At 73.2% G+C, this 25830-nt stretch carries 27 protein-coding genes; 14 read left to right on the top strand and 13 right to left on the bottom strand.

Features of this window, described 5'->3' with window-relative positions; all coding sequences use genetic code 11:
• The first annotated feature begins 40 nt into the window (after positions 1-40).
• Together CHB94_RS11060 and CHB94_RS11055 are read left to right on the top strand one after the other, a co-directional pair.
• Positions 41-637 (top strand): antibiotic biosynthesis monooxygenase, encoded by a 597-nt coding sequence (locus tag CHB94_RS11060; protein WP_089336618.1) that lies wholly within the window; start codon positions 41-43, stop codon positions 635-637.
• A gap of 196 nt (positions 638-833) precedes the next feature.
• On the top strand, positions 834-1478 hold the full coding sequence (locus CHB94_RS11055) for a LysE family translocator (RefSeq protein ID WP_089336617.1): 645 nt from the start codon (positions 834-836) through the stop codon (positions 1476-1478).
• A gap of 80 nt (positions 1479-1558) precedes the next feature.
• Here the strand turns inward: CHB94_RS11055 and CHB94_RS11050 are convergent, their stop codons facing one another.
• Positions 1559-1753 carry a hypothetical protein gene (locus CHB94_RS11050; RefSeq protein ID WP_089336616.1) on the bottom strand — a complete coding sequence of 65 codons (195 nt, stop codon included), beginning with the start codon at positions 1751-1753 and terminating at the stop codon, positions 1559-1561.
• A gap of 256 nt (positions 1754-2009) precedes the next feature.
• Here CHB94_RS11050 and CHB94_RS11045 point away from each other — a divergent pair, with 256 nt between their 5' ends.
• Positions 2010-2585 carry a cysteine hydrolase family protein gene (locus CHB94_RS11045; protein WP_089336615.1) on the top strand — a complete coding sequence of 192 codons (576 nt, stop codon included), beginning with the start codon at positions 2010-2012 and terminating at the stop codon, positions 2583-2585.
• A 458-nt stretch (positions 2586-3043) separates the two neighbouring features.
• Positions 3044-3280, top strand: a complete 237-nt coding sequence (locus CHB94_RS11040; RefSeq protein ID WP_089336614.1) for a hypothetical protein — start codon at positions 3044-3046, stop codon at positions 3278-3280.
• A gap of 5 nt (positions 3281-3285) precedes the next feature.
• Here CHB94_RS11040 and CHB94_RS11035 read toward each other — a convergent pair whose 3' ends face one another.
• Positions 3286-3693 (bottom strand): hypothetical protein, encoded by a 408-nt coding sequence (locus CHB94_RS11035; protein WP_254920574.1) that lies wholly within the window; start codon positions 3691-3693, stop codon positions 3286-3288.
• Between the two features lie 92 nt (positions 3694-3785).
• Here CHB94_RS11035 and CHB94_RS11030 point away from each other — a divergent pair, with 92 nt between their 5' ends.
• The 7 genes from CHB94_RS11030 (at position 3786) to CHB94_RS11000 (ending at position 9862) form a co-directional block, all read left to right on the top strand.
• A complete protein-coding gene (locus CHB94_RS11030) occupies positions 3786-4970 on the top strand; it encodes a MalY/PatB family protein (protein ID WP_089336613.1) in 1185 nt (394 codons plus the stop codon).
• Positions 4971-5036: 66 nt separating this feature from the next.
• A complete protein-coding gene (locus CHB94_RS11025; RefSeq protein WP_217899266.1) occupies positions 5037-5813 on the top strand; it encodes a glycerophosphodiester phosphodiesterase family protein in 777 nt (258 codons plus the stop codon).
• Positions 5798-6304 carry a lysophospholipid acyltransferase family protein gene (locus tag CHB94_RS11020; protein WP_254920573.1) on the top strand — a complete coding sequence of 169 codons (507 nt, stop codon included), beginning with the start codon at positions 5798-5800 and terminating at the stop codon, positions 6302-6304. The genes CHB94_RS11025 and CHB94_RS11020 overlap by 16 nt, the downstream gene beginning before the upstream one ends.
• A 100-nt stretch (positions 6305-6404) precedes the next feature.
• A complete protein-coding gene (locus CHB94_RS11015; RefSeq protein WP_089336671.1) occupies positions 6405-7784 on the top strand; it encodes an MFS transporter in 1380 nt (459 codons plus the stop codon).
• Entirely contained in the window at positions 7781-8614 is an 834-nt protein-coding gene (locus CHB94_RS11010; RefSeq protein ID WP_089336611.1) for a thymidine kinase, read from the top strand. The genes CHB94_RS11015 and CHB94_RS11010 overlap by 4 nt, the downstream gene beginning before the upstream one ends.
• Before the next feature lie 192 nt (positions 8615-8806).
• Complete coding sequence (locus CHB94_RS11005; protein ID WP_089336610.1) at positions 8807-9151, top strand: RNA polymerase-binding protein RbpA; 345 nt, start codon at positions 8807-8809, stop codon at positions 9149-9151.
• Positions 9152-9304: 153 nt separating this feature from the next.
• Positions 9305-9862: a dihydrofolate reductase family protein gene (locus tag CHB94_RS11000; RefSeq protein ID WP_089336609.1), complete on the top strand. Its 558-nt coding sequence runs from the start codon at positions 9305-9307 to the stop codon at positions 9860-9862.
• Here the strand turns inward: CHB94_RS11000 and CHB94_RS10995 are convergent.
• The 8 genes from CHB94_RS10995 to kdd all read right to left on the bottom strand — a co-directional run bounded on the left by CHB94_RS10995 (position 9859) and on the right by kdd (position 18848).
• Positions 9859-10398: an FxsA family protein gene (locus CHB94_RS10995; RefSeq protein ID WP_254920572.1), complete on the bottom strand. Its 540-nt coding sequence runs from the start codon at positions 10396-10398 to the stop codon at positions 9859-9861. The two genes, CHB94_RS11000 and CHB94_RS10995, sit on opposite strands and share 4 nt — an antisense overlap.
• Positions 10391-11176, bottom strand: coding sequence for a polyprenol monophosphomannose synthase (locus CHB94_RS10990; RefSeq protein ID WP_089336608.1), 786 nt, complete (start codon positions 11174-11176; stop codon positions 10391-10393). Before CHB94_RS10990 ends, CHB94_RS10995 begins: the two co-directional genes overlap by 8 nt.
• Entirely contained in the window at positions 11173-12789 is a 1617-nt protein-coding gene (gene lnt, locus CHB94_RS10985) for an apolipoprotein N-acyltransferase (protein WP_254920571.1), read from the bottom strand. The genes CHB94_RS10990 and lnt overlap by 4 nt, the downstream gene beginning before the upstream one ends.
• Positions 12790-13376: 587 nt before the next feature.
• The gene (gene kal / locus CHB94_RS10980) at positions 13377-13781 is read right to left on the bottom strand and encodes a 3-aminobutyryl-CoA ammonia lyase (protein ID WP_089336607.1); all 405 of its coding nucleotides are present in this window, start codon (positions 13779-13781) and stop codon (positions 13377-13379) included.
• On the bottom strand, positions 13778-14563 hold the full coding sequence (gene kamE, locus CHB94_RS10975; RefSeq protein ID WP_254920570.1) for a lysine 5,6-aminomutase subunit beta: 786 nt from the start codon (positions 14561-14563) through the stop codon (positions 13778-13780). Before kamE ends, kal begins: the two co-directional genes overlap by 4 nt.
• Positions 14556-16154 (bottom strand): lysine 5,6-aminomutase subunit alpha, encoded by a 1599-nt coding sequence (gene kamD, locus CHB94_RS10970; RefSeq protein ID WP_217899265.1) that lies wholly within the window; start codon positions 16152-16154, stop codon positions 14556-14558. The genes kamE and kamD overlap by 8 nt, the downstream gene beginning before the upstream one ends.
• An 85-nt stretch (positions 16155-16239) precedes the next feature.
• Positions 16240-17823, bottom strand: a complete 1584-nt coding sequence (locus CHB94_RS10965) for an amidohydrolase (RefSeq protein WP_254920569.1) — start codon at positions 17821-17823, stop codon at positions 16240-16242.
• Positions 17820-18848, bottom strand: a complete 1029-nt coding sequence (kdd, locus tag CHB94_RS10960) for an L-erythro-3,5-diaminohexanoate dehydrogenase (protein WP_217899264.1) — start codon at positions 18846-18848, stop codon at positions 17820-17822. The genes CHB94_RS10965 and kdd overlap by 4 nt, the downstream gene beginning before the upstream one ends.
• A gap of 127 nt (positions 18849-18975) precedes the next feature.
• Between kdd and CHB94_RS10955 the strand changes: the two genes are divergently transcribed.
• Both CHB94_RS10955 and CHB94_RS10950 read left to right on the top strand, forming a co-directional pair.
• A complete protein-coding gene (locus CHB94_RS10955) occupies positions 18976-20385 on the top strand; it encodes a KamA family radical SAM protein (protein WP_089336606.1) in 1410 nt (469 codons plus the stop codon).
• Between the two features lie 53 nt (positions 20386-20438).
• On the top strand, positions 20439-20969 hold the full coding sequence (locus tag CHB94_RS10950; RefSeq protein ID WP_089336605.1) for a GNAT family N-acetyltransferase: 531 nt from the start codon (positions 20439-20441) through the stop codon (positions 20967-20969).
• Between the two features lie 21 nt (positions 20970-20990).
• On the opposite strand, the gene CHB94_RS10945 is transcribed toward CHB94_RS10950, so the two are convergent.
• Positions 20991-21854: a lysophospholipid acyltransferase family protein gene (locus tag CHB94_RS10945; RefSeq protein WP_089336604.1), complete on the bottom strand. Its 864-nt coding sequence runs from the start codon at positions 21852-21854 to the stop codon at positions 20991-20993.
• Positions 21855-21863: 9 nt separating this feature from the next.
• On the bottom strand, positions 21864-23054 hold the full coding sequence (locus CHB94_RS10940) for a carboxylate-amine ligase (RefSeq protein WP_089336603.1): 1191 nt from the start codon (positions 23052-23054) through the stop codon (positions 21864-21866).
• Positions 23055-23326: 272 nt separating this feature from the next.
• Here CHB94_RS10940 and CHB94_RS10935 point away from each other — a divergent pair, with 272 nt between their 5' ends.
• On the top strand, positions 23327-24172 hold the full coding sequence (locus CHB94_RS10935) for a hypothetical protein (RefSeq protein ID WP_089336602.1): 846 nt from the start codon (positions 23327-23329) through the stop codon (positions 24170-24172).
• 10 nt (positions 24173-24182) lie between these two features.
• Here CHB94_RS10935 and CHB94_RS10930 read toward each other — a convergent pair whose 3' ends face one another.
• Positions 24183-25802, bottom strand: coding sequence for an Rv2578c family radical SAM protein (locus CHB94_RS10930; RefSeq protein WP_254920568.1), 1620 nt, complete (start codon positions 25800-25802; stop codon positions 24183-24185).
• Between the last annotated feature and the right edge of the window lie 28 nt (positions 25803-25830).

Below are 25830 nucleotides of genomic sequence, written 5' to 3'. Positions count from 1 at the left end.
CAGGAGCGACGCGGAGGAATGGACCCGGAATCCTGGGGACATGAGCGCGCCGGCCCCCGTGACCCCCGCCGACCTTCCGGTCACGGTGTCCTTCACCCGGCGTGCCGACCCGGCGCACGCCCGGGAGATGACCGCCTGGATCAGGGCCGGGCTGAGCATGGCCGAGAGCTTCCCGGGATTCCTCGGCGGCGGCTGGGTCCGGCCGCGGGGCGACGCCGACGAGTGGCACATGCTGTGCCGGTTCGCCGATCAGCGGTCGCTGGCGGTGTGGGACTCCTCGTCGGAGCGGCAGTGGTGGCTGCGGTCGGGCCAGGGGCTGGCCGAGGTCACCCGGACCGAGCGGCGCACCGGGATCGAAGGCTGGTTCGACGCGCCGGTCGCCGCGGGGGTCAGCGGCCCGGCAGCCCGCCCGGCGCCGCCCCGCTGGAAGCAGGCGACGACGATCTGGCTGGTCTTCTTCCCGCTCAACCTGCTGGCGACGGTCACCCTCGGCCGGTTGCTGGAGGGCGTTCCGGTCGCCCTGCGGGTGGCGGTGGTGACGCTCGCGCTGACGCCGATCATGACGTACGCGCTGCTGCCCTGGATCACCGCCCGGCTGGACTGGTGGCTCCAGGGACGGCGGTTCCGCGACCGCTGACCTGGCTCAGCGGTCCGGCGGAACCGGTCGATCAGGCCGCCGGTCACATCGGCTCAGACGGGTTCGAGGCGGAGCTCGAGTTCGCGCTGACCTGCTACCTCGACGGCGTCGAGGCGTTCGTGGCCCGCCGGCGCGCGACGCTGGGGGCTGAGCAGGAAGCCGGTCGACGGCGGGAGGGGGGTGCCAGCATCCGGGCGTGGACGTGCTCTCCTCGTTACCGGCCTTCCTGCTGGCGGTGTTGCTGATCTCGGCGTCGCCCGGGCCGGCGATGGCACTGATCTTCCGGCGGGCCGCGATGCGCGGACTACGGGATGCGGTGCCGACGGTGCTGGGGCTGGAGCTCGGACTGTACGTCTGGGCCCTGGTCGCCGGCGCGGGATTCGCCGCGCTGGTGGCCGCGTCGGAGGTCGCCTACCTCGTGCTCCGGGTGGTCGGCGCGGCTGTCCTGCTCTACCTGGGGTTCCGCTCGTTCCGCGCGGCCTGGTTGCAGCGGCGGGAGTCCGAAGCCGCCGTGGTGCAGCTGACGCCGCCCGGACGGCGCCACTGGTGGGGCGCGTTCGGTGAGGGCGTCGTGGTCCAGCTGGCCAATCCGAAGGCCGCCGTCTTCATGATCGCGTTCTATCCCCAGTTCGTCCCGGTGAGCGGCCCGGTCTTCGCGACGACCGCGCTGCTGGGGCTGCTGCAGATCGCGGTGGAGACCGTCCTGTACCTGGGGCTCGCCGCCGGGGTGGCGCGGGCGGGTGCCTGGTTCCGCCGGCCGCGCATCCGGTGTCGGCTGGAGGTGGTCAGCGGGAGCGTGCTCGTGGGCCTGGGCCTACGGGTCGCCGTCACCAACCGCTGACCTGCGCCGTGACGGCGGGCCCGGGCTGCGCAGGCGTCGAGCGCCGGATCGTCGCTGCCGCCGTTGCCGTCGGTCGGCGCTCAGTTGCCCGGTTTCATCGCACGGCCCCGCCGCTGCTCGTCCTCGTCGGCTTCGTAGGCGCCGGGCACCGCCGTCGGCCGGGTCGTCTCCTCCGATCCCGGCGTCACGGGCTTCGACGTCAGGTTGTCCGGTCCGGGTGACGGTGTGCCCGCGGGCTCGTTGCGCTCGCCGGGGTCGGGACGCTGCTCGGTCATGCGGGTGCCGCTACCCGTGCTGTCGCCCGGACACGCACCGATCGGCCGTCCCTGCCGGGAAGCGGGGGATGCGTCACCGTGACGAAACGGCGACGTGGTACGTGGCGCGCGTGCGGCCGTTCGATGTGGTCGGTGACGATGTTGGGCCGGATGGCCGAGACTGCCCGGGAAGCCCTGGCACGAACTGCGCCGGGTTGTCGGTCGGTGGACCTAGTGTCACCGCTGCGAGCTCGTCCGGCCGGCAGAGGAGATCACGTTGACCACGCTGTCAGATCGACCCCACATCGCACTGATGGTGATCGACGTCCAGAAGGGCGTCGTGGGGGAGGCGCACCAGCGCGACGCCGTCATCGCCAACATCAGCGCGCTCGTCGACAAGGCTCGCGAGGAGGGCATCCCGATCGTCTGGGTCCAGCACTCCGACGACGGCCTGGAGAAGGGGAGCGACGCCTGGGAGTACGTGCCGCAGCTGGCGCGCCAGGAGTCGGAGCCGCTGGTGCACAAGACGTACGGCGACTCCTTCGAGGCGACCGACCTCGAGGAGACGCTCGCCAGGGCCGGCATCGGACACCTGGTCGTGACGGGCGCGCAGACCGATGCCTGCATCCGGTCCACGATCCACGGCGCCTTCGCTCGTGGCTACGACGTGACGCTCGTCGGCGACGCGCACACGACGGAGGACCAGAGCGCCTGGGGTGCGCCGTCGCCGGGCGAGGTCATCGCGCACACGAATCTCTACTGGCGGTACCAGTCGGCACCCGGCCGCGTTGCCGGAGTCGCGGCGACGAGGGACGTGACGTTCGCAGGTCGAGCCGCCGCCAGATGCAGGTGAGTTGACATAATGTCGATTATCGGCGATGCACTGAGGTGGCCAGAAGGGGTCGTCGGGACCCGTGATCACTCGCGTCCGGCCCACCGGCCCGACGATCGTTCCGCGCGACGGGCATCGCGTCGAACCGCCACCGTCCCGGCGTCGCCGGCGTCGACCGTCCTGCGCCGCTCGACGCGGTCGGCGAGCCCGTCCCGGGTGGGTCTGCCGTTGCTGTCGCCCATGGCGTCGTCGACGGCTCCTCGGCTCGTGCTCGACTCCCCCATGAGTTGATCTTGTTGACCGGACGATCTTGACGGTGTGCCGATCGGCGTGGGGCCGCCAGTCAGCCCTCCCGGAGCCCCTTGCGGAGGCGCTCTCCCCGGCCGCCCACATCACCCTCATTGCGTCACGGTGACGTAATAAGGGTGATGTGGGCGGCTCAACGGGCGCCGACGGCCGGGTGTTCGTAGGGTCGGGACATGCAGATCCGACGTCCGCTCGCCGCGTTGTTGACCGCCCTGGCGCTCTTCGGAGGGGGCGTCACGATGACCGCCTGCGGAGCGGCCGGCCAGAACCAGAACGACGGGACGACCGACGACAGCGGGAACACCAGCGGCGACGATCCGGGCAGCGACGAGCAGGACAACCTGCCGGACAACAGCAACCAGCAGCCCAACGACGAGGACGACGGCGACGACCAGCAGGACCCGGACTGAACGACTCAGCCGGCGCGCTCGCTGACCCAGAGACGGTCCAGCCGGCCGGTGGAGCGCAACAGCTCGGCCAGCTGCCGTTCCAACTCGGCCTTGGTCGGCTTCTCGGTCAGCAGCGTCTGCGTGTCCTCCAGAGCGCAGCGCAGCTGGTACAGCCGGTCCTGCAGGCCGTCCAGCTCGTTGCGCGAGACCAGGACGACGTCCCCCGGCAAGCCCGCCTTGGCGGTCGCGGAGCGCTGCTCGTAGGCCCGCTGCCGGCAGGCCTGCCCGCAGTAGAGCCGGGGCCGGCCGACCGATCCCTGCGACGGCAGTACCCGGCGGCACCATCCGCAGCGCCGCTGCTCGTCACCCCCCCGATCGGGGACCGGCGCCACGGGAAGCTCCGTGGTGGTGCCTGCTGCGTGTCGTTCTGCCACGTCTGCGCACGGTAGACGCACGGGGCGACAGCTTCCGGGGACACGCCACGGACGCGCGACGAGGAAGAGGCCACGGCGAGAGGGGCGTAGGCATGACCGGTCCGGTGCCCGGCGGCGCGCCCGTGGGCTTCGACGCCCTCTCCGAGGACTCGCTGCGCGCGGCAGGGAGCCTCAAGTGGACGCGCTACGGACCGGCCATCGGAGCCTTCGTGGCCGAGATGGACTTCGGCACGGCGCCCGCCGTCACCGCGGCGCTGCACGACGCGGTCGACCGCGGTCGGCTCGGGTACCTCACCACGGAGGCCGCCGCCGACATGGCGCGTGCCTGCGCCGACTGGCAGGGGCGCCGGTACGGCTGGGCCGTGCCGGCGCAGTGGATCACCCCACTGGCCGACGTCGTCGCGGGGCTGCAGGTGGCCATCGAGAGGTTCACGCCGCCGGGCAGTCCGGTCGTCCTGCCCACACCGGCCTACATGCCGTTCCTGACCGTCCCCGGCGCGCTGGGCCGGGAGCTCATCGAGGTGCCGATGGTCGAGCGCGACGGCCGGCCGAGCTACGACCTCGACGGGATCGCCCGCGCCTTCGCCCGTGGCGGCCGGTTGCTGGTGCACGTCAACCCGCACAACCCACTCGGCCGCGTGTTCACCGCCGAGGAGCAGGTGACCCTGGCCGACGTGGTGGACGCCGCCGGTGCCCGGGTCTTCTCCGACGAGATCCACGCGCCACTGGTCCATCCCGGCGCGGTGCACCGCCCCTACGCCTCGCTCTCCCCCGTGACCGCCGGACACACGGTCACCGCGACCTCGGCGTCGAAGGCGTGGAACCTGCCCGGCCTCAAGGCCGCCCAGCTGATCCTGAGCAATGCCGAGGACGCCGCCCACTGGGAGCGGGTGGGTGCGCTCTACACCCACGGCGCGTCCACCCCCGGCGTGCTGGCCGCCACCGCCGCCTACGACGACGGCGAGGCCTGGCTGGACGGCGTCCTGGCCTACCTCGAGGGCAACCGGCGACTCCTGGGCGAATTGCTCGCCGAGCGGCTGCCGACCGTCCGCTGGGCCTCGCCCGAGGGGACCTACCTGGCCTGGCTCGACTGCCGGGAGCTGGGGCTGTCGACGTCGGCCGGCGAGTTCTTCCTCCAGCGGGCGGGCGTCGCGATGGTGGACGGGCCGGAGTGCGGTGCGCCCGGAGCCGGGCACGTGCGGCTCAACTTCGCCACGCCTCGGCCGCTGCTGACCGCCATCGTGGACCGCATGGCGGACGCCGTCCGGCGCAGGTGAACCCCGGCGAGCCGGAATCGACCGGGACCCCGCGACGGCTTCGACGGCCCCCACTAGCGTGGCACCGTGCCCGCCGCGCATTACGCCTTCCTCGACGGGCCTACGCCGTTGGCCATGGCGCACCGTGGTGGCGCCATCGAGCACCTCGAGAACACGATGCCGGCCTTCCAGGCCTGCGTGGACCTCGGCTACCGCTACCTGGAGACCGATGTCCAGGTGACCGCCGACGGCGTGCTCGTCGCCTTCCACGATCCGACCCTGGAGCGGGTGACCGACCGCAGCGGGCGGGTCGATAGCCTGACCTGGTCGGAGGTGTCGGCCGCCCGGATCGGTGGCCGCGAGCCCGTCGTCGCCCTGGAGGACCTGCTCGGCGCCTGGCCCGATGTCCGCTTCAACCTCGACATCAAGGCCGCCGGCGTGCTCGCCCCGCTGGTCCGGACCGTCCACCGGCTGAAGGCCGCCGACCGCATCTGTCTGGCCTCGTTCTCCGACGCCCGCATCGCCGCGGCCCGGCGGCTGTTCGGGCCGTCGGTCTGCACGTCCCTGGGGCCCCGGGGTGTCGCCGCACTCCGGCTCTCCTCGTACTCGCCACGCGCAGCCGGTCTGGTGCGGATCCAGGCGGGCTGCGCGCAGGTTCCCCTCCAGCTGGGCGGCCGGGCCCTGGTCGACGAGCGCTTCCTGGCCGCCGCCCATGCACGGGGACTGCAGGTCCACGTCTGGACGGTGGACACCGTCGAGGAGAGCACGGCGATGCTCGACCTCGGGGTCGACGGGCTGATGACCGACCGGCCCGCCATGCTCCGCGAGCTGCTGGAGAAGCGTGGCCAGTGGGCACCCCGCTGACCTACGGGGAACGGGTGCGCCACGCCGTCCGCGTCACCGAGGTCGCGCTGGTCTCCGGCGGGCACGTGGTCGCCTATCCGGAGGGCCGGGTGGGCCTGACGCCCGACGGATGGCCTGAGCGGGGACGCACCGGCATGGCCCGGCTCGCGCTGGGGCTGGGGGTGCCGGTCATCCCGGTCAGCCAGTGGGGCGCCCACGAGGTCCTCCAGCACGGCAACGACCGGAGCAAGCTGCGCACCGCCGTCCGCGCCGTCCTGCGCCGTCCGGTCCTCGAGGTGCGCGCCGGCCCGCCGGTGCGGCTGGACGACCTGCGGATGGGGCGCGTCGGCGATGCCAATCGCGCGCGGTACCTGGCCGCGGCCGCGATCACCCGCGGCCTGGCCCGCTTGCGAGCCGACGAGCCGGAGCCGCCGTCCTTCGTGGACCCCACCCGGCCGACGACGGCAGTGGCCGCCTTCCCCGGTGGCGTCGTCCCGGACGACGTCCCGTGACGGCTCCCCGGGACCGGTCGATGTCCCCGGACGGCGGACATGGACGACGCTGCGCGCTGCGGTGCTGGACCCGCCGTCCCGCGGCTGGAAACCTGCGGCCGTGACCACCGCGCCACCGGCCGCCGGAACAGGGCCCGTCGATCAGCCCATCGACCGGGCCCTGAAGCGAGAACGCTTCGGCTGGTACTCCTACGACTGGGCCATGTCAGTCTTCAACACCTCGGTGACGACCGTCTTCCTCGCCCCCTACCTGACGTCGATCGCCGAGTCCGCGGCCGACGCCGAGGGGCGTATCTTCCCGCTCGGCATCGGGATCTCCGCCGGGGCGTTCTTCGGCTACGTCGTCTCGGCGTCGGTGATCCTGCAGGTGCTCGTGCTGCCGCTGACCGGGGCGGTCGCCGACCGGACCGGGCACAAGCGGCAGCTGCTGGCGGGCTTCGCCACGCTGGGCTCGCTGTGCACCATGGCGCTGTTCTTCGTCGCGGACGAGCGGTACATGCTCGGCGCGGGGCTCTACATCGTGGCCAACCTCTGCTTCGGGGCCGCGACCGTCGTCTACTACTCCTGGCTGCCCGACCTGGCCGGCCCGGACGAGCGGGACGCCGTGTCGAGCCGGGGCTGGGCCTTCGGCTACCTGGGTGGCGCGGTGCTGCTGGCGGCCAGCCTGGCCCTGTTCACGATGCACGACAGCCTCGGCGTCAGCGAGGGCGACGCCGTGCGCATCTGCCTGGCCTCGGCCGGCATCTGGTGGGCCGGGTTCACCGTCGTGAGCGTGACGCTGCTGCGCAACCGTGCGCCCCGGCACGTCGTGCCTGCGGGGCGGTCGGCCGGCGCGCTCTCCGGCGGCTTCAGGCAGCTCGGCGCGACGCTGAAGGACCTGCGCCGCTACCCGCTGACGCTGTGGTTCCTGGGCGCCTACCTGCTGTTCAACGACGGCGTGCAGACGATCATCGCGGTCTCGGCGCAGTACGGCGGCGAGGAACTGGAGCTCTCGCAGACCACGCTGGTATCGGCGATCCTCCTCGTGCAGGTCGTGGCCTTCTTCGGCGCGCTGGCCCTGGGCCGCATCGCCGCCCGCATCGGCGCCAAGCGCACGGTGCTCGGGGCCCTGGTCGTCTGGACCGGCGTCCTGGTCGCCGCGTACTTCCTGCAGGCCGGTGCCGCCGTCCAGTTCTACTGCCTGGCCGTGGTCATCGGCTTCGTCATGGGCGGCACGCAGGCGCTCTCCCGGTCGCTGTTCAGCCAGCTCATCCCGCCGGGCAAGGAGGCCGAGTACTTCGGCTTCTACGAGATCAGCGACCGCGGCACCTCCTGGCTGGGACCGTTCCTGTTCGCCCTGACCTACGACCTGAGCGGCTCCTACCGGAACGCGATCTTCAGTCTGGTGTTCTTCTTCGTCGCCGGCGGGTTCCTGCTGGCGAAGCTGAACATGCGCCAGGCGATCGTCGAGGCCGGCAACACCCCACCGGAGCGTGTGTGACCCTCGATGTCGCGGAGCCTGTCCCCGACGGCACCGCCCTCTCCCCCGTCCTGCCCGACCTGTCGTCCGTGCCGGCCTCCGGGGACCGGCGCCGGCACCCGGCGCCGGCTCACCTGCGGTTCTTCCACGGGCCGATGGACTGCGGGAAGTCCACGCTGGCGCTCCAGGTCAACCACAACCACAGCCGGCAGGGCCGCCACGGGCTGCTGGTCACCCAGGGAGAGCGGTCCTCCGCCCCGCAGATCAGCTCCCGGGTCGGGCTCTCGCGCGAGGCGACCGAGATCGACGACGGCACCGACCTCCGGCTGCTGGTACGCGAGCGCTGGGCCGCCGGGCGCCGCGTGGACTACCTGATCGTCGACGAGGCACAGTTCCTGACCGGGGTGCAGGTGGACCAGCTCGCCGAGCTCGTGGACCAGTGGCACGTCGACGTCTACGCGTTCGGCCTGACCACCGACTTCCGGACCCGGCTCTTCCCCGGCACCCAGCGCCTCCTGGAGCTCGCCGACGACGTGCAGCGGGTGCAGGTCGAGGTCCTGTGCTGGTGCGGGCTCCCCGGGCTCCTGAACGCGCGGGTGGTGGACGGGGCGATGGTGCGCTCGGGTGAGACGGTCGTGGTGGCCGACACGGTGGCGGCCGACTCCGCCACCGCAGACCACTCAGCCACCGCAGACCACTCCGCCACCGCAGACCACTCCGCCACCGCAGACCACTCCGCCACCGTGTCGGCCTCCCCCGCCGTCCGCTACCAGGTGCTCTGCCGACGGCACTACGTCCAGGGGGAGCTGGGCCCCACCGCGGCCGGGCCGGGGCAACTGGTCCTGTCCTGAGGCGGTCGGGTCACCCCTCCGGGGGGCAGTGGCGGCCCGGAACCGACCCCATGCGATGATGGACCACCGATTCGACGGAATCCTTCCGCGATTTCTGTCGTTCATCTCTGTGACTCCCCTGCATCGTGGGTAAGCCCTCGTCGCCGGGATATCGAGTCGCGACCGACACCACGAGCGAGAGGACGGTGTGCCATGGGCGAGCGTTCCCTGCGCGGCAGCCGATTGGGCAGCGTCAGCTACGAGACCGAGCGGAACACGGCGCCGATCGACCGGCAGTACGCCGAGTACCGGTGCCCGTCGGGTCACCTGTTCACGGTGCCGTTCGCCGACGACGCCGAGCTTCCCGACACCTGGGAGTGCAAGTTCGACGGATCCGCCGCCAAGCTGGTCGGCGGCGCCGAGCCGGCTCCCAAGAAGGTCAAGCCCCCGCGCACCCACTGGGACATGCTGCTCGAGCGTCGTTCCGTGGAGGACCTGGAAGAGGTCCTCGCCGAGCGCCTCGACGTGCTGCGCGGCCGGCGGACCCGCGCCAGCTGACGAAGGACCCGCCTCCTCCCCACCGCTCGCGAGCTCGCGGCGGCCCCCGGAGGCGAGCCGTTCCAGCGTCGTGCTGACGGCCCCGGTGGAGAGATTCACCGGGGCCGTTCTGCGTCCGCGATGAGGTCACCGGTCCCCCGGGGTCCTACCGGCATGACACATGTGATCGGCGGGATGACCGTCTCCCTGGACGGGTTCTTCGAGGACGCGAACGGGAGCATCTCGGCCCTCTACGCCGACGTCGACGATCTCCAAGACTCTGCGTACATGAAGGCGGCCCAGGCCGAGACGGGCGCCGCCCTCATGGGACGGCGCTTCTTCGACATGGCTCCTGACCCCGACGTGTACGCCGACGGCTACGAGTTCCAGGTGCCGATCGTGGTTGTGACCCATCGGTCCCCGGAGCGGCAGCCGAAGCGCAACGACCGGCTGTTCTTCACCTTCGTGGCCGAGGGGATCGAGGCCGCCGTCCGTCGGGCGGCCGAGCTGGCCGGTGACAAGGCGGTGACCGTCCTCGGCGGAGCGGACCTGAACCGGCAGCTGCTGGCCGCCGGGCTGGTCGACGAGCTGCGGGTCGACGTCATGCCGGTCCTGCTGGGAGAAGGCCGACGGCTGTTCGACGGCCTTCCTCCCGGCGCCGTGCGCCTGGCGAAGCTCGGCGTCGACGAGGAGGGGGTGCGGACGACCCTGCGGTTCCGCGTGCTCCGCTAGGAGAGCGGTCCGCCGTCCGGGCCGCGCACGGCCTCCCCCTCGACCACGGAGCCCTCGATCACCAGCCGCGAACTGCCCGAGCCCTCGGTGCGGACGTCGCCGCTGCGGGGCACCTCGGCGGTCCGCACGCTCTCGACCCGCACCGGCGGGCGCAGCCCTACCGGGAGCCGCGCGAGCACGAGCCGGGTCAGCGCGCCGCGCACCAGGTTCCGGGTGCCGGGCAGCAGGCACAGCAGGCCGACCAGGTCGCCGATGAAGCCAGGCAGCATCATGAGCAGACCGCCGGCCGCGACCAGCCCGGCGTTGCCCAGTTCGGCGCCGGGCGATCGGCGGGTGCGGGCGCGCTCGCGCAGGTCGGCCAGCGCCTTCGTGCCCTGGCGGGCGAGCAGGACCCAGCCGAGGGCGCTCGTGGCCAGCGTGGCGAGGATGGTCCAGCCGACGCCGATCCACTGCGCCACGAGGACGTAGACGACGAGTTCGGCCAGGACCAGCAACCCGGCGACCAGACGCACCCGCCGTCCCACGGTGTCACTCACGATGCCCTGCCCCTCTCCGCCCGGCCCGTGCGGGCACGGGCCGGCGCACGCGGCACGGCAGCCAATCGGCCAACCGGTCCTGCAGGCCCCACACGGTGACCCGTACCAATGCCTCCCTAACGATCGAGCCGCTCATCTTGCTCCTGCCGAACGCCCGTTCGGTGAAGGTGATCGGCACCTCCGCCACAACGGCTCCGGCTCGCACCGCCCGCCAGGCCCAGTCGACCTGGAAGCAGTACCCCTGGCTGGCCACGTCGTCGAAGGGCAGCCGGTCGATCAGCTCGGCCCGGGCCGCCCGGAAGCCGCCCGTGGCATCGGTGAGGGGCAGGCGCAGCGCCCAGCGGGTGAACCGGTTGCCCGCCCGGGAGAGCAGCAGGCGGTGGACCGGCCAGTCCGTCACCGCTCCCCCGGCGACGTACCGGGAACCGAGCACCAGGTCCGCCGTACCGAGGGCGGCCAGCAGGTCGGGCAGCTGCTCGGGGGCGTGCGAGCCGTCGGCGTCCATCTCCACGAGGACGTCGTAACCGCGTTCCCGCGCCCACCGGAACCCGGCGACGTAGGCCTGGCCGAGGCCCAGCTTGGCGCTGCGGCGCAGCACGTGGACCCGCTCGTCGCGCGCGGCCAGCTTCTCGGCCAGCTCGCCGGTGCCGTCGGGCGAGCCGTCGTCGACGACCAGGGCGTGCGCCCCCGGCACGCTGGCGTGCAGCCGCTCGAGGATCGGCTCCAGGTTCTCGACCTCGTTGTAGGTGGGGACGACGACCAGCACGCGGCCGATCATGCCCCGCCCTTGCCTCGCCGGCCGAGCAGCCCCGGGCGGGCGGCGGCGACCACTGCCGCGGCGCCGACGGCGGAGAGCACCCACTCCGGAGCCGCCCCGAGGCGCTGCGCCACGGTCGTCGAGTCCCGCTGGGCGATCTCCTCCACGAAGACCGCGGGGGTGAACAGCTCCGAGGACCGCTGGATCGACCCGTCGGGGGCGACGATCGCCGAGATGCCGCTCGTGGCCGCGACGACGACCGACCGGCCGAACTCCACCGCCCGCAGCCGGCTCATCGCCAGCTGCTGGGCGCTCTCGTCGGTGTACCCGAAGGTGGCGTTGTTGGTCTGGACGACGATCATCCCGGCGCCGCCGTCGACGACGTCGCCCACCAGCCCGTCGTAGACGACCTCGAAGCAGATGAGGTCGCCCAGCCGGACGCCCCCGATATCGAGGACCCCGACCTCGTCGCCGGCCCGCTGGTCGTGCACCCGGTCGACCTGGCTGCTGAAGAGGCGGAAGAAGGAGCGCGCGGGCACGTACTCCCCGAACGGCACCGGGTGCCGCTTGACGTAGGTGTCCCCCGGACCGTTCGCCGGGTCCCAGACGATCGCGGTGTTGCTGATGAACCGTCCCGGCCCCTGCACGATCGCCCCGACCAGGATCGGGGCATCGATCGCGGTCGCGGCCCGGTCGATCTGCCGGGCGGCGTCGGCGTTGGTGTACGGGTCGATGTCCGAGCTGTTCTCCGGCCAGATCACCACGTCGGGCCGGGGCCGCTCCCCCGCGGCGACCTGTTCGGCGAGCTCGAGGGTCCGCTGGACGTGGTTGTCGAGCACCGCACGGCGCTGGGCGTTGAAGTCCAGGCCGGCGCGGGGCACGTCGCCCTGGATGACCGCGACGGTCGCCGTGGGCCCGCCCTCGGTGAGCGACGGCCCGGGCAGCGGCAGCCAGGCCAGGGCTCCCACCAGGGGGACGGCGATCACTCCGGCGAGCGCGAGCGCGGCCGTGCGGGCCGCCGTGCGCCGCTGCCCCGCCACCGGGCGCCACAGACGGCCCAGGGCGAGGGCGGCAGCGGCCAGCAGCGTCCCGGTGAGGGCTACCGCGAAGCTGACCAGCGGGACCCCGCCGTAGGCGGCCAGCGCCAGGAGCGGGCCCTCGGTCTGGCTGAAGCCCAGTCGCCCCCAGGGGAAGCCGCCGAGCACGAATCGGCCGCGGAGAGCCTCGTCGGCCACCCAGAGCGCCGCCCCCCAGACCGGCCAGAGCCGCAGGCCGGACGTCAGGGCGAGCGCGCCCCCCAGGACCGCGAGATGCGCCGCCTCCCAGACCGCGAGGGCCAGCCACGGGACGGGACCGACGTAGATGCCGGTCCAGGAGAGGAGCGGGACGAAGAATGCCAGGCCGAACACCAGGCCGAGCCAGAGCCCCGAGCGCAGCCGCTGGGCGCGCACGGCCAGGGCGAGGGCCGCCGGACCGAGCGGAGCCAGCCAGACGAGGTCGTAGCCGGGGAACGCCAGTACGAGCACCAGGCCGCCGGCGGCAGCGAGGAGAGTGCGCCACGGCCACCGCATGCGCCCCCGGGCGCTCGGTGGATGCGTCTCCGGGGGCGCCGGCCGGATCAGCGTGCCGGCCACCGGCTGCCCTGCTCCTGCGGCACGCACAGCCTCCTGGAACCCGTTCCGGCTCCCGGTGCGTACCGGGAACCGCGACGCCGCCCCGTGCCGATCGGACGGGGTCCGGACCGCCGCGTCCTCGGCCGCGGTCCTGACCCAGCATCCCACCCCGGTACGGCCCCGTCCCGGGTCCCACCCTGAGCTCGCGAAGGGTGGGGAGGACGGGGTCCTTCTGCGGTCCTTCCCCCAACCGGGTTCAGCGGCCGGCGGGTGCGCCGCACGGGACCTGCATCTCCGGGCCGGACGGCCGGTCGCTGGCGGCGATCGGCTCGACCGTTGTCTGATGACGCGGATCCGAGTGGGCCCCGCCGGGGTGGCCGGTCGTCGGTCCTCCGCCGGTCCGGAGGCCTCTTCGGCCCGGTCGCGCGGGGCGGCGCGGCGCGCCTCCCGCGCGGCCGGGAGGCCGTACGGATCCGTCCGGAGGAGCGTGTCACGGTGCTCCCGGATGAACTGCAGCGACTGTAAGAACGGCTCGCGACCGGATCGATACGATCGGTGATCAAGAGAGGGACTGTGATCCGATCGTTACGCCGACTGCAGTGTCGGAGTCAGGCCGGGCCGGGCCCGGGCACCACCAGGGTGGCCGTCGCCTCGACCACGACTTCCGGGGTCTCCAGGACCCGCGCGGCGGATGCCCCGCGCTCGGGCTCGGCCCGGGCGGCCACCCGTGCGGTGCAGCGGAGTTCCCGGCTGCGGCGGCCGATGCGGACCACCTCGGCGGTCGCCTCCAGGACGTCGCCGGCCCGGACCGGCCCCAGGAAGCGGACCTCGGAGTAGCCGGCGAGCAGCCCCTCGTCGCCGTCCATCACGATCGCGACCTCGGTGGCGACGTCCCCGAACAGGCCCAGCGTGTAGGCGCCGTCGACCAGCGCGCCGCCGTAGTGGGCGTGCGCGTAGGGCACGTAGCGCCGGTGGGTGACGGTCAGGCCCAGTCGGGGGTCGGGCTCGGTCATGCGGGTTCCTCCGAAGGGATCAGTGCGTGCACGAGATAGCTGGCGACCTCGCCGGGCGTCGTCCCCCGGCCGAAAACCTTGTCGACGCCGAGGTCGGCGGCCATCGCCGGGTCGAAGCGTGGACCACCGACGACCAGCAGCGGCCGCGCCGTCCCCATCGCTTCCCGGAAGGCGGCGGCCAGCTCGCGGGTGTTGCGCAGGTGGGCGTCCTTCTGTGTGACCACCTGGGACACGAGGACGGCGTCGGCGCGGGCGGCGCGGGCCCGCGAGACGAGATCGGGCACGGTGACCTGGGCGCCGAGATTCGTCACGGCCATCTCCCGCAGGTACTCCAGGCCCTTCTCCCCCGCGAAGCCCTTGACGTTGAGGATCGCGTCGATGCCGACGGTGTGGGCGTCGGTGCCGATGCAGGCCCCGAGGACGACGAGCTTGCGGCCCAGCCGACTGCGGATCGCGCCGTTGATCTCCGACGACGACAGCAGCGGGTAGGCGCGTTCCTCGACGACGACGGCGTCGAGGTCGACCAGGTGCTGCACGCTGCCGTAGACGACGAAGAACGTGTAGCCGCTGTCGATGGCGTGGCTGTGCACGACCATCGCGGGCTCGATGCCCATCTTGTTCGCCAGCTGCAGGGCCGCGCCCTCGGCCTTCGGACCGGCCGGCACGGGAAGGGTGAACGACGTCTGCACCATCCCGTCACCCGTCGTGTCCCCGTAGGGCCGGATGATCGACCCGATCGTCCCCGGGCGGCCCTCGTGGCCACTTCGGCCGTGCTCAGGCACGAGCGGTCTCCTTCGTCGACAGCAGCTCCAGTGCCGGGTTGTAGGCGTCGGCGGCGAGCTCGACGACGCCGTCCAGGCCCTTGCCGCCGTCGGCCGGCCGCCTGGTGATGCCAAACGTGCCGTCGGCGATGGCCTGGATGAGGCCGTCCGGGTGTTCGGCGATCCGGCCGAGCAGGTCGACCGCCTCGCGCAGCACGGTGTCGGCGCGGCGGTCGATGAAGCCGCCCGGGGGCGGCGCGAAGTCCTCGGCCAGGTTGCCGGCGGCGTCCAGGACGTAGCGGACGTTGCGCAGCGCCAGGTCGCGGTCGGAGAGCCACGGGGTGACCACGGCCTCCGTCATCATCCCGACCAGCAGGATGCCCTGACCGGTGAGCGCACCCGCCAGGTTGAAGAAGCCGTCGAGCAGGTAGCCGCGGAAGACGTCGCCGGTCATGTGCTTCGTGGGCGGCATCCACTTCAGCGGCGCATCCGGGAAGAGCTCGCGGGCCAGCAGGGCGTGCGCGAGCTCCAGCCGGAAGGATTCCTCGCGCTCGGGGTCGATCTCGAAGGCGTGGCCCAGGCCGAGCTGCCAGTCCTCGAGCCCTGCCTCGTGGGCGAGGGTCTCGTTGAGCAGCTGGCTGACGGTGACGGTGTGTGCCTCGTCGACGGCGTCGGCGGTGGTGAGGTAGTTGTCCTCGCCGGTGTTGATGATGATCCCGGCGCGAGCGTGCACCATCCGGCTGAACCGCTGGTCGACGAAGGTGCGCCGCGGGTTGATGTCGCGGAAGAGGATCCCGTACATCGCGTCGTTGAGCATCATGTCCAGCCGCTCCAGCCCGGCTAGGACGGCGATCTCCGGCATGCACAGCCCGGACGCGTAGTTGGTCAGCCGGACGTAGCGGCCGAGCTCGGCGCTGACGTCGTCCAGGGCGGCCCGCATGAGCCGGAAGTTCTCCTGGGTGGCGTAGGTGCCGGCATACCCGGTGCGGGTGGCCCCTTCCGGGACGTAGTCCAGCAGCGACTGCCCCGTGGAGCGGATGACGGCGATGACGTCCGCGCCGGCCCGCGCGGCGGCCTGGGCCTGCGGTATGTCCTCGTGGATGTCGCCGGTCGCCACGATCAGGTAGATCCAGGGGCGGCGCCGCGGGTTGCCGTGCAGCGCGACCAGTTCCTCCCGACGCCGGCGGTTGGCGTCGATCCGGGCGATCCCCCCACCGACGGCGGCGTGCGCCGCGTCCCGGGCTCGCTCGGCGTCGGTGCCGGTCGGTACCTCGAACCGGGCCGTCCCGGCGCCGACCTGCTCGGCCAGGGCCTGCAGGGACGGCGCCGCGCCCGAGGCCAGCGCGTGCCACACCGGGAGCGCGACCCCCGAGGCCAGGCCGACCTGGTCGCGGACGGCGTCGACGACGCGGTTCGCCCAGGGCACCCGGTCCTCCAGGCGCCCCTCCCCCGTGACCGGGTCGGTGCCGGTGAGGCCGGCCAGCCGCAGTACGGCCCGCTCGACCGACACGGTGGTGTGCCGCCGCGCCAGGTCGACGACCGGCTGGGCCGCCAGGGCGGCGAGCTCCCGGGCACGGGCCACGAGCATCGGGTCGAGCGTGAGGGTGTTCACCGCACATCTCCCTTCTCCGGACTGTCGGTACCGAAAGTCCGGTCCTCCTCGGGAACTTTCTGTGCAGAAGGTCCCCGAGGGGGCGTCATGGGTGGTCTCCGATCGGGTCTCCGTCGACGAGCAGCAGACGGCAGGCGGGGCGCGCCCGTTCAGCGAGGACGGTCGAGAGGGTGTCCGAGGTCGCCCAGAGGGCCAGGTGCCCGGGGGCCCCGACGGCGAGGGGGCCGGCGGCGTGCTCGGACCGGACGGCGTGCCAGCCGCCGTGGGTGGCCGCGTCGAACGCGTCGAAGGGGCGCAGGCCCGAACCGGCCGTCCGGTGGTCCACCGCGGCGTGCACCCCGCCCCACGGGTCCAAGGGGGTGACCGGCGCGTCGCTGCCCAGCGCCAGCGCGACGCCGGCGTCGGCGAGGTCGGCGAACCGGTTGGTCGCCGCGGCACGCTCGAGGCCGAGCCGCTCGGCGTACATGCCGGCGTTCCCGCCCCAGGCGGCGTCGAACGCCGGCTGCACGCTGGCGACCATCCCCCACGCGCGCATCCGGTCCATCACCGAGTCGTCGGCCATCTCCAGGTGCTCCAGCCGGTGCCGGCAGGCCCGCACGGCCGCGGCCCCGAGCTCGTCGACGACGGCTCCGACGGCGTCGAGCACCTGGTTCACCGCGGCGTCGCCGATGCAGTGGAAGCCGGCCTGGATGCCGGCCTCCGTGCAGGCCCGCACGTGGTGGACCAGCGACGCCGTCTCGAAGCGCAGGGCGCCGCTGGTGCCGGGGCGGTCGGTGTAGGGCTCCGACAACGCGGCGGTGTGCGAGCCGAAGGCGCCGTCGCAGAACAGGTCGCCCCCGGCACCGGCCAGCCCCAGTTCCCGGACGAGGTCCAGCCCCCCACGTTCGGCGAGCTCTCCCCAGTACCCCAGCACCAAGGGCCCGGGCTCGGCGGCGGCCAGCGCGAGCAGGTCCGCGAGGTCGTCGGCGCCGGACACCTCGGGCCCGGCCATCTCCTGCAGGCTGCCGATGCCCAGCGCGGCGGCAGCAGCGAGCGTGGCCCGCTGAGCGGCCCGTCGTTGGGCGCCGTCCACGGCGCCGTAGGCGGCCCGGCGGGCGGCGTGGTGGGCGTCCAGCCGCAACTGCCCGTCGGGGTCGTAGCCCGGCAGGCCGGTGATACCGGGGATGCGATCGAGCAGCGCCGTCGACACCGTGGCCGAATGGACGTCGACCCGCGCCAGGTAGGCGGGCCGCTCCCCCACCACGGCATCGAGGTCGTGCCGGGTCAGGCCGCGCCCTTCCGGCCAGCCGGTCTCGTCCCACCCGGTGCCCAGCAGGATGCCGTCGGGCGCGCCAGCGGCGTGCTCCCTGACGGCTGCGGTGGCCGCCTCCAGGCTCACCCTCGAGTAGAGGTCTAGTCCGGTGAGCGCGAGACCGGTCGACGTGGCGTGGATGTGGGCGTCGACGAAGGCGGGTGTGAGCAGGGCCCCCTCCCCCACGATCACGCGGCCGGAGGCCGGCGCGTCGGCGGCGTCGCCCAGCCAGGCGATCCGGCCGTCGACGACGTGGACGGCGCAGCCGGGCCGGTCGCCGACCGTCACCTCGGTGACGAGCAGGCTCACGGCGCCGCCACGCCGGCGCGCGTCGGACCCGGTCACCGGGACGGCCTCGCCCGTGCTGCGCCCGCTCACTCGCCCACGCGCGGATCGATCAGCGCCCGGACCCCCGGGGACGAGCGGTACAGGTCGAGGGCCAGGGCGGCGTGCCCGGGCGTGTAGCCGTTCCCGACCAGCATCGTCACGTCCGCCGCCATCCCCTCCGCGCCCAGGGCCGCCGCCGAGAAGGACGTGGCCATGGAGAAGAAGACCACGGTGCCTCCCTGGGCCGTGGCGAGGACCGCTCCGTGCTCGGCGCCGGGCACGTCGACGCAGACGACGGTGACGTCGACGGGTCTGCCCACGGCCGCCGCCACGGCGAGCGGATCGGTGGCATCCGCGACCAGCACCCGGTCGGCGAGGCCGGAGGCGCTCAGCGCGGCGGCCTCCGCGTCGTTGCGCACCAGGCCGGTGAGCTGGTCCGCCCCTGCCGCCCGGGCGGCGGCCAGCGACAGGCAGCCGGACTTCCCCGCCGCTCCCACGACGACGACCGAGCGCGCCCCGGTCCGCGCGACGACACGGGCGGTCGCAGCCGGCGCCCCGCAGACGTCGAGGACGGCGAGGGAGACGGCGTCGGGCAGGTCGTCGGGCAGCACGGCGGCGATCGAGCGGGCGAACAGGATCGCCGTCCCCTCCGCCGGGACCTGCTCCGAGCGGCCGTCCCAGCGCGCCAGGCCGTCGGTGATGCGCAGCGGGGTGAGCGACAGCGAGACCAGCGTGGCCACCCGTTGCCCGACCTCGAGGCCCAGCGGGGACTCCGGGCCCACGGCGTCCACGACGCCGATGAGCATGCCGCCCGATCCGGTCACCGGGTTCTGCATCTTCCCGCGCGCCGCGACGATCTCCAGGACGGCCGACCGGACGGCCGCGCCGTCGCCGCCGCAGGACTCCGAGAGCTGGCGGAAGGAGGCGGCGTCGAGGTTCAGGCGCTGGACCGCGATGCGCACCTCGTCCGGCCCGACCGCCGGGGCGGCGTCCAGTCGGACGGCTGCCTGGGGCAGCACGCCCTCCGGCTCGAGCACCCGGTGCACGCCCAGGGCACGTTCTTCCGATCCCGGCACACGACTCTCCTGTCTCACCCGTCCGATGCAGGAGAAGCTATCGTGTCATGGCGGCTTTGCCGAAGATATTCCCGTAAGGTCCCCCGTGTTGCGGATCCCCGCATCGACGAGTCAAGGAGGCGGAACCGTGCTCGAACAGCCCTATGAGTATTCGGCGCGGGAACTCGTCGAGCCCGATTGGCGGCGGCTCCCCGGCTTCGCGGACGTCACAGCGGAGCAGTGGCGCAGCGCCCAGTGGCAGCGCGTCAACTGCGTGAAGAACCTCCGCCAGCTGCGCGGCGTCTACGGCGATCTGCTGGACGAGTCGTTCTACGCCGACGTCGAGGCCGACCAGGCCGGCCGCGCGACGATGTCGCTGCTGCTGCCCCCGCAGATGCTCAACACGATGGTGCCGACCGAGGTCCCCTCGACCGCGGCGATGCTGGCCGACCCGGTGCGCCGCTACATGCTCCCGGTGGCCTCCGACCGGCTTCCCGGTGCGGCGGCCAGCCACCCCTACGCGGCGCGCGACTCCCTGCACGAGCACGAGATGTGGGCCGTCGAGGGCCTCACGCACCGCTATCCGACCAAGGTGCTGGCCGAACTGCTCCCGACCTGCCCGCAGTACTGCGGCCACTGCACCCGCATGGATCTGGTCGGCAACTCGACGCCCGCCGTCCCCAAGCTGAAGTTCGAGCTCAAGCCGGTCGATCGGCAGACGGCGATGCTCGAGTACCTGCGGCGAACCCCCGGCGTCCGCGACGTCGTCGTCTCGGGTGGGGACGTCGCCAACCTGCCCTTCAAGAACCTCGAGGCGTTCGTCGCCGGCCTGCTGGAGATCGAGTCCGTCCGCGACATCCGGCTGGCGTCGAAGGCGCTGATGGGCCTCCCGCAGCACTGGCTGCAGGACGACGTCGTCGCGGGCATGACCCGGCTGGCCACCACCGCCCGGGAGCGCGGGGTGTCCCTCGCCGTGCACACCCACGTGAACGCCGCGCAGTCGGTGACCCCGCTGGTGGCGGAGGCGGCGAAGGCGATGCTGGCCGCCGGCGTGCGCGACGTGCGCAACCAGGGGGTGCTGCTCGAGGGCGTCAACGCGGCGGCGACCCAGCTGCTCGACCTGTGCTTCGCGCTCCAGGACGGCGCCTCGATCACGCCCTACTACTTCTACATGTGCGACATGATCCCCAGCGCCGAGCACTGGCGGGTGTCACTGGCGCAGGCGCAGACCCTGCAGCACGACATCATGGGTTACCTGCCGGGCTTCGCGACCCCCCGGATCGTGTGCGACGTCCCCTACGTCGGCAAGCGCTGGGTGCACCAGGTGGCCGAGTACGACCGTGAGCGCGGCATCAGCTACTGGACGAAGAACTACCGCACCGGGATCGAGCGCACCGACGAGGCGGCGCTCGACCGTCGTTACACCTACTACGACCCGATCCGGACCCTGCCGGAGCGGGGGCAGCAGTGGTGGGCCGAGCGTGAGCACGATCCGGTGGCCGCCGAGCTGCGGGCCGCGAGCTCGCGGGCAGCCTCGGCTGCCGATCTGCTGGGCTGAACGCGAGCGGTACACGGGTGTCCGCACTACTGCTGCGGGGGTAGGCACCGCCCGTGGGGGCGATCGGCGGGGAACTGCTGCGGACCGAACGGCTGCGCCTGCGCCCGTGGACGACGTCGCCCCGCGACATCGCCCGGCTCACCGACATCTACACCCGCGAGGAGATCACCCGCTGGGTCGGCGGCACGCCGTCCGTACCGCCGGCCGAGCTGGTGGCCCGGTGGGCGCAGGTGAGCGTCCTGGACGAGCGCTACGGCTGCTGGGCGATCGAGCGCCGCGATGCCTCGGTCGCCGGAACGGTGCTGTTCAAGCCGTTGCCCAACGGGGTCGGCGAGGTGGAGGTCGGCTGGCACCTGCACCCCGACTCCTGGGGCCACGGCTTTGCGACCGAGGCCGCACGTGCGGTGATCGAGCGGGGGTTCGCCGCCGGCGTGCCGGAGGTCTATGCCGTCGTGCGCCCGGGGAACCGGGCGTCGATGGCGGTGTGCGCCCGGCTGGGCATGCAGCCCCTCGGGCGCTTCCGCCGGTGGTACGACGTGGAGCTGGAGACATTCCGGTTGATGGCGCCCGTCGTCGTCGAGTGACCGGGGGGCGAGCGACCCGGGTCAGCGGCGGATGCCGAGCCGGGCGGCGAGACGCTTCAGCGGGTGCGGCCGCTCCGCGGTCACCTCCTTGCCGGCGGCGCGGACCGAGTCCGTGACCGCTGCCTCCTCCGGCGTGGGTGCCGTGCCGCCCAGGTGGGCGGGCAGCCACCAGCGGTCGTCGTCACCGGCCGGCTGCTGCGGATAGGTGCGCTGGGCCTCGTCCAGCAGGGCCTCCATCGCGGCCCGCGTGCGCCGCAGCAGCGCCTGCGGCTTCTCCCCCGCCCCGGGGACGAGCGGCTCGCCGAGGATCACGGTGACCGCGACGTCGCGACGGAGGTCGACCTTGTGCCCCTTGGTGGCGACCCGGTGACCGCCCCAGACGGCGGCCGGGATGAGTGGCACCCCGGCGTCCACCGCCATGCGGGCCGCGCCGGCCTTGAGGTCCTTCACGGTGAAGCTCGTGCTGATCGTGGCCTCGGGGAAGACGCCGACGACCTCGCCGTCCTTCAGGGCACGGACAGCGGCCTCGAAGGCGGCGGCGCCGGCCTTGCGGTCGACGGGGATGTGCTGCATCGCCCGCATGAACGGGCCGGAGAACCAGTGGTCGAACACGGGGGACTTCGCCATGAACCGGACCAGCCGGTGCTGCGGCAGAGCGCCCAGACCGAGGAAGGTGAAGTCGAAGAAGCTGACGTGGTTGCTGCAGATGATCGCCCCACCCGTGGCGGGCACGTGCTCGGAGCCGCGCACGTCGAAGCGGAAGCGGAACAGCCGGAAGACGATCAGGCAGATCCGGATGACGATCCGGTAGGGACGGTCCCGCCGGGGCGGCGTGGCGCCGAAGAGGTTGCGGCGGACGACGTCGCGCCAGCTCGCGGTGTACATGGGCGGAATCTAGCCGGTCGTGCCGTACGCCGCCTGGGCGGTGCCGTCCGGTCGGCCGGCGGTGAGCGCCACGGCGGCGCGGACCACCGCGGTGAGGTCACCGGTCTCCTCGTGGACCCGACGCTGCAGGTCGGCGCCGGTCCCTCGCCGCAGCAGCGCACCGAGGCCGTCAGCCACCTGCTGCTCGTCGCCGGCGTCGGCCAGGGCGGGGCGGACGTGGTCGAGCAGGGCGCCGAGCACGTCGGCTGCCGGCGCCGGGCGGCCCGTGAGGGGGTGGACGAGGTCGCCGGTAAGTCCGGACCGGCCGGCCCGCCAGGCGGCGACGCGGAGCACCGCCGCGGGGACGGCGGGCGGCGGATGCCCGGCCCGGGCGTCGCGGGCGGCGGTCTCCACCAGGCCGCGGACGATCCCGGCCATGGTGACGGCGTCCTCGACGCGGAGTGCGACGTCGGCGGTGCGGACCTCGACGGTGGGCCAGCTGGCCGACAGGCGGGCGTCGAAGTAGACCATGCCGGGGTCGAGGACGGTCCCCGTGGCGAGCACCTGGTCGATCAGCCGGTGGTACGCCGCGGCGTCGGCGAACACCTCGTTGGGGCCCGCGGAGGGCCACCGGTGCCATGCCTGGGACCGGAAGCTCGCGTAGCCGGTGTCCTCCCCCTGCCAGAACGGGGAGTTGGCGGTGAGGGCGGTGAGCACCGGCAGCCAGATGCGGATGCGATCGAGGACGGCGACCCCCTCGTCGTCGTCGGCGACCGAGACGTGCACGTGGCAGCCACACGTGAGCATCTCCCGGGCGGTGAGCCCGAAGGCGTCGAGCATCCGGGCATAGCGGTCGCCCTCGGTCGGGACGGGCCTGACCGGGACGGGCGAGGTGGCCAACGCCGCGACGTGCGCACCGGTGGCGGCTGCCGCGGACCGGGCTCGGGCGCGCCAGAACCGCAGCTCGCCGTCCACCTCGGACAGGCTGTGGCAGACCGCCGTGCCCAGCTCGAGCTGTTGCGCCTTGAGTTCAGGCATCAGGTGGGCCGCGGGCCCGCCGCCGTCCGCCTGGCTGCCGTCTCGCTCGGCGCGGTCGTGCTCCGCGGGGTTCTCGCCTTCGCCCCGCCGGGACGCGACCTCCAGGGCGTCGGGTGCCAGCGGGACCGGCCGGCCGTCGTCGTCGACCACGAGCAGTTCTTCCTCGACACCTACCGTCCGCACGTCCCCATGATCGTCAGCGTCGCGAATCGGCGCCGGGTGGACGCATCCCGGCCATTCATCGGGGCGGCGCACATCCCCTTACCGTTATCCCCAACTTTGATATGGACATTGGCGGTACCTGCGGTCCCGCTCTCCCTCCTGGTCGCCCTGCGAACGCCACCGCAGTTCCCACGATTGCTGCTATGGCGCCCGGAGGGCGCCGGTGACTTTCTTCGGCAGGTGACCACGAATTCTTGGTGCACTTTTGTTAGGGATAACGGTAGTGTCACGTCATGCGAGGTGGATGGCAGCAGCCGCTGCCCGACATGCCGGCCCCTCCCCCGGCCCGAGCCTGGCGGCGCCTGGACGCGCCACCGGGGTACGCCGCCCAGTGGCGCCGGCTGGCCGAGGCCGCACTCGAGCTCGGCCTGGGACCCGATCAGCTGAGCGAGACGGGCCTCGAACCGCTCACGGCAGCGCGCGGCTGGAAGCCGGCCACGGTGGCCCTGTACAGCAAGGTCGCCCGGTACGGAGGGGTCGCGCTGCCGCGTGTCCCGACGCCGGAGCCCGATCCGCCGGAGCTGGATCTGCGTCCGCTCACCCAGGTCCGGACCCAGGACCCCGAGCACCTGCGGGCGGTGGCGTGGTGCGCGATCGCCCTGGGCTGGCCGGCGCCGGTGGCCGCCTTCCGGCCACTGCGCCGCGACCAGGTGCGCGCCACGACCCGCCGCCTGCTCCTCTCCACCGACGACGGTGAGTGGTCGGTGCCCGGCGCCCTGACCGCGTGGCATGCCTGGGAAGCGGTGCGGAGCCGCTTCCCCGCCCTGGCGGACAGCCCGTGGGTGCTGCCGGCGCTGCGACGGGGGCCGGGCCTGGACTCGCGGATCGGCGGCCGGCTGTCCAACCAGGCGCTTCAGGCGACGTTCACCAAGCACGCCAGCCGGACCGCGCAGCACCTGCGGGCCACCGCCGCCCCGTCACGCCAGGCCCATGCCGAGGAACTCGCTGCGGCCTACCGGGAGCTCTCCTACGACTCCTACCGGCGCCTGGCCCTGGCCGCCGGGGCGCCGCCGGTGGCGGCGCGCGGCGTAGTGCGGGCTGCCCGCGCAGTGAACCGGGGTCATCGGCTGGTGGGCTGAACCGGGGCGGTCAGAGCAGGGACAGCTGGTCCGCTGGCTCCGGCCCCGCCGGGCCACGCGTTGCCGTGGCCCTCTTCGGCCGGACGCCAGGGAGGCCGCCGGTGGCCAGGCTGCCGATCGGGAACGAGCCCGCGGGGTCGCCGGGGATCCCCGTGACGGCGTCGACGATGTTGCGGGCGGTGCCGCCGGACTGGCGGTCGAGGCCGTGCTTCGCGAGGAGCGGCGCCACCCGCGCGGACAGCCAGCCGCGGTACTCGGCAGGCACGTAGGCGCCTCGGCGGTAGAGCTGCTCGTACCGCGGGACGAGTTCGGGGTGGTCGCGGGCCAGCCAGGCCATGAACCACTCGCGGGCACCCGGGCGCAGATGCAACGGCAGGACGGTGAGCCCGGTCGCGCCTGCGGCGGCGACGGCGGCGATCGCGGCGTCGAGGTGCTCGACCCCGTCGGTGAGGCCCGGCAGGACCGGCGCCATGAAGACGCCGCAGGACAGTCCGGCGTCGGTGAGGGCACGGACCAGGTCGAGGCGGGCCCGCGGTGTGGGCACACCTGGCTCGAGGGCGTGGTGCAGGTCGTCGTCCCAGATGGCCATGGAGACGCCGAGCCCCAGCGGAACCTGGCGCGCCGCCTGGGTCAGCAGCGCGAGGTCGCGCCGGAGCAGCGTGCCCTTGGTGAGGATGGAGAAGGGTGTGCCGGACTCGGCCAAGGCCTGAATGACGCCGGGCATCAGCGTGTAGCGGCCCTCGGCGCGCTGGTAGGGGTCGGTGTTGGTGCCGAGCGCCACGTGCTCGCGCGTCCACGACGGTCGCGCCAGTTCCCGCCGCAGGACGTCGACGAGGTTGGTCTTGACGACGACCTGGGAGTCGAAGTCGCGGCCGGTATCCAGCTCCAGCCATTCATGCGTTCTGCGGGCGAAGCAATTGTGGCTGATGACGCCGTTGGCGATGAAGTCGCCGGTTCCGGTCGTGATGTCGTACATGGGCATCTCGAGTCCGAGCGCCTGGATGTCGCTGACCCGGAGGGCGGCGTCGCTCTCGACGGCGATCCCCTCGACCGGGCACGTGGCGAGAGACTCCACCGTCCGGCCGAAGCCGAGCAGCTCGTCGTTGGTCGTCAGGTGGGGACGACGATCGCGCCCGGCCATGGCGCCGGTGACGTACTTCCAGCCGCGGGGGGTGAGGAACCGATGGTCACCGCTCGCGACGAGTTCCGTCCCGTCCTCCAGGCTCACCCGGTGGGCCGGCTTGACCGTGGCCCAGTGGGCGAGAACCTCGGTCTGCACGTAGTGCCGATACGTGCCCCGGCGTTCGGTGCCGATGAGCCGGTCCCCCACCTGCAGCTCGGCGATCGGTCGCCGGCGCCCGTCGGCCAGAAGGACCTGCGTGTCACCTCGTAGGCAGTACACGCACGAATGGGAACAGCCCCGATACGGGTTGATCGTCCACGGGAACGGCATCGCCGACTCGCCGGGCACATGGTTCAGGGCGCTCTGCGCCCGCACCTCGTGGAACGTCAGGCCGGGGAACTCGGGCACCTGCACGCTACGCAGCAGCCCCCGGATGCTCGGCATCCCCGGCAGGAGCGCGGGTTCGGGCAGGTCCAGCCGCTGCGCGTCCCATCGCATGGCGTCCATGCGAACACACGTTCGAACCGATGTCCAG

It is taken from the genome of Blastococcus mobilis, assembly GCF_900188025.1.
Taxonomy (GTDB): Bacteria; Actinomycetota; Actinomycetes; order Mycobacteriales; family Geodermatophilaceae; genus Blastococcus_B; species Blastococcus_B mobilis.
Note: the sequence above shows the minus strand (reverse complement) of the source record. Positions and strands in the feature narration are given on the sequence as shown.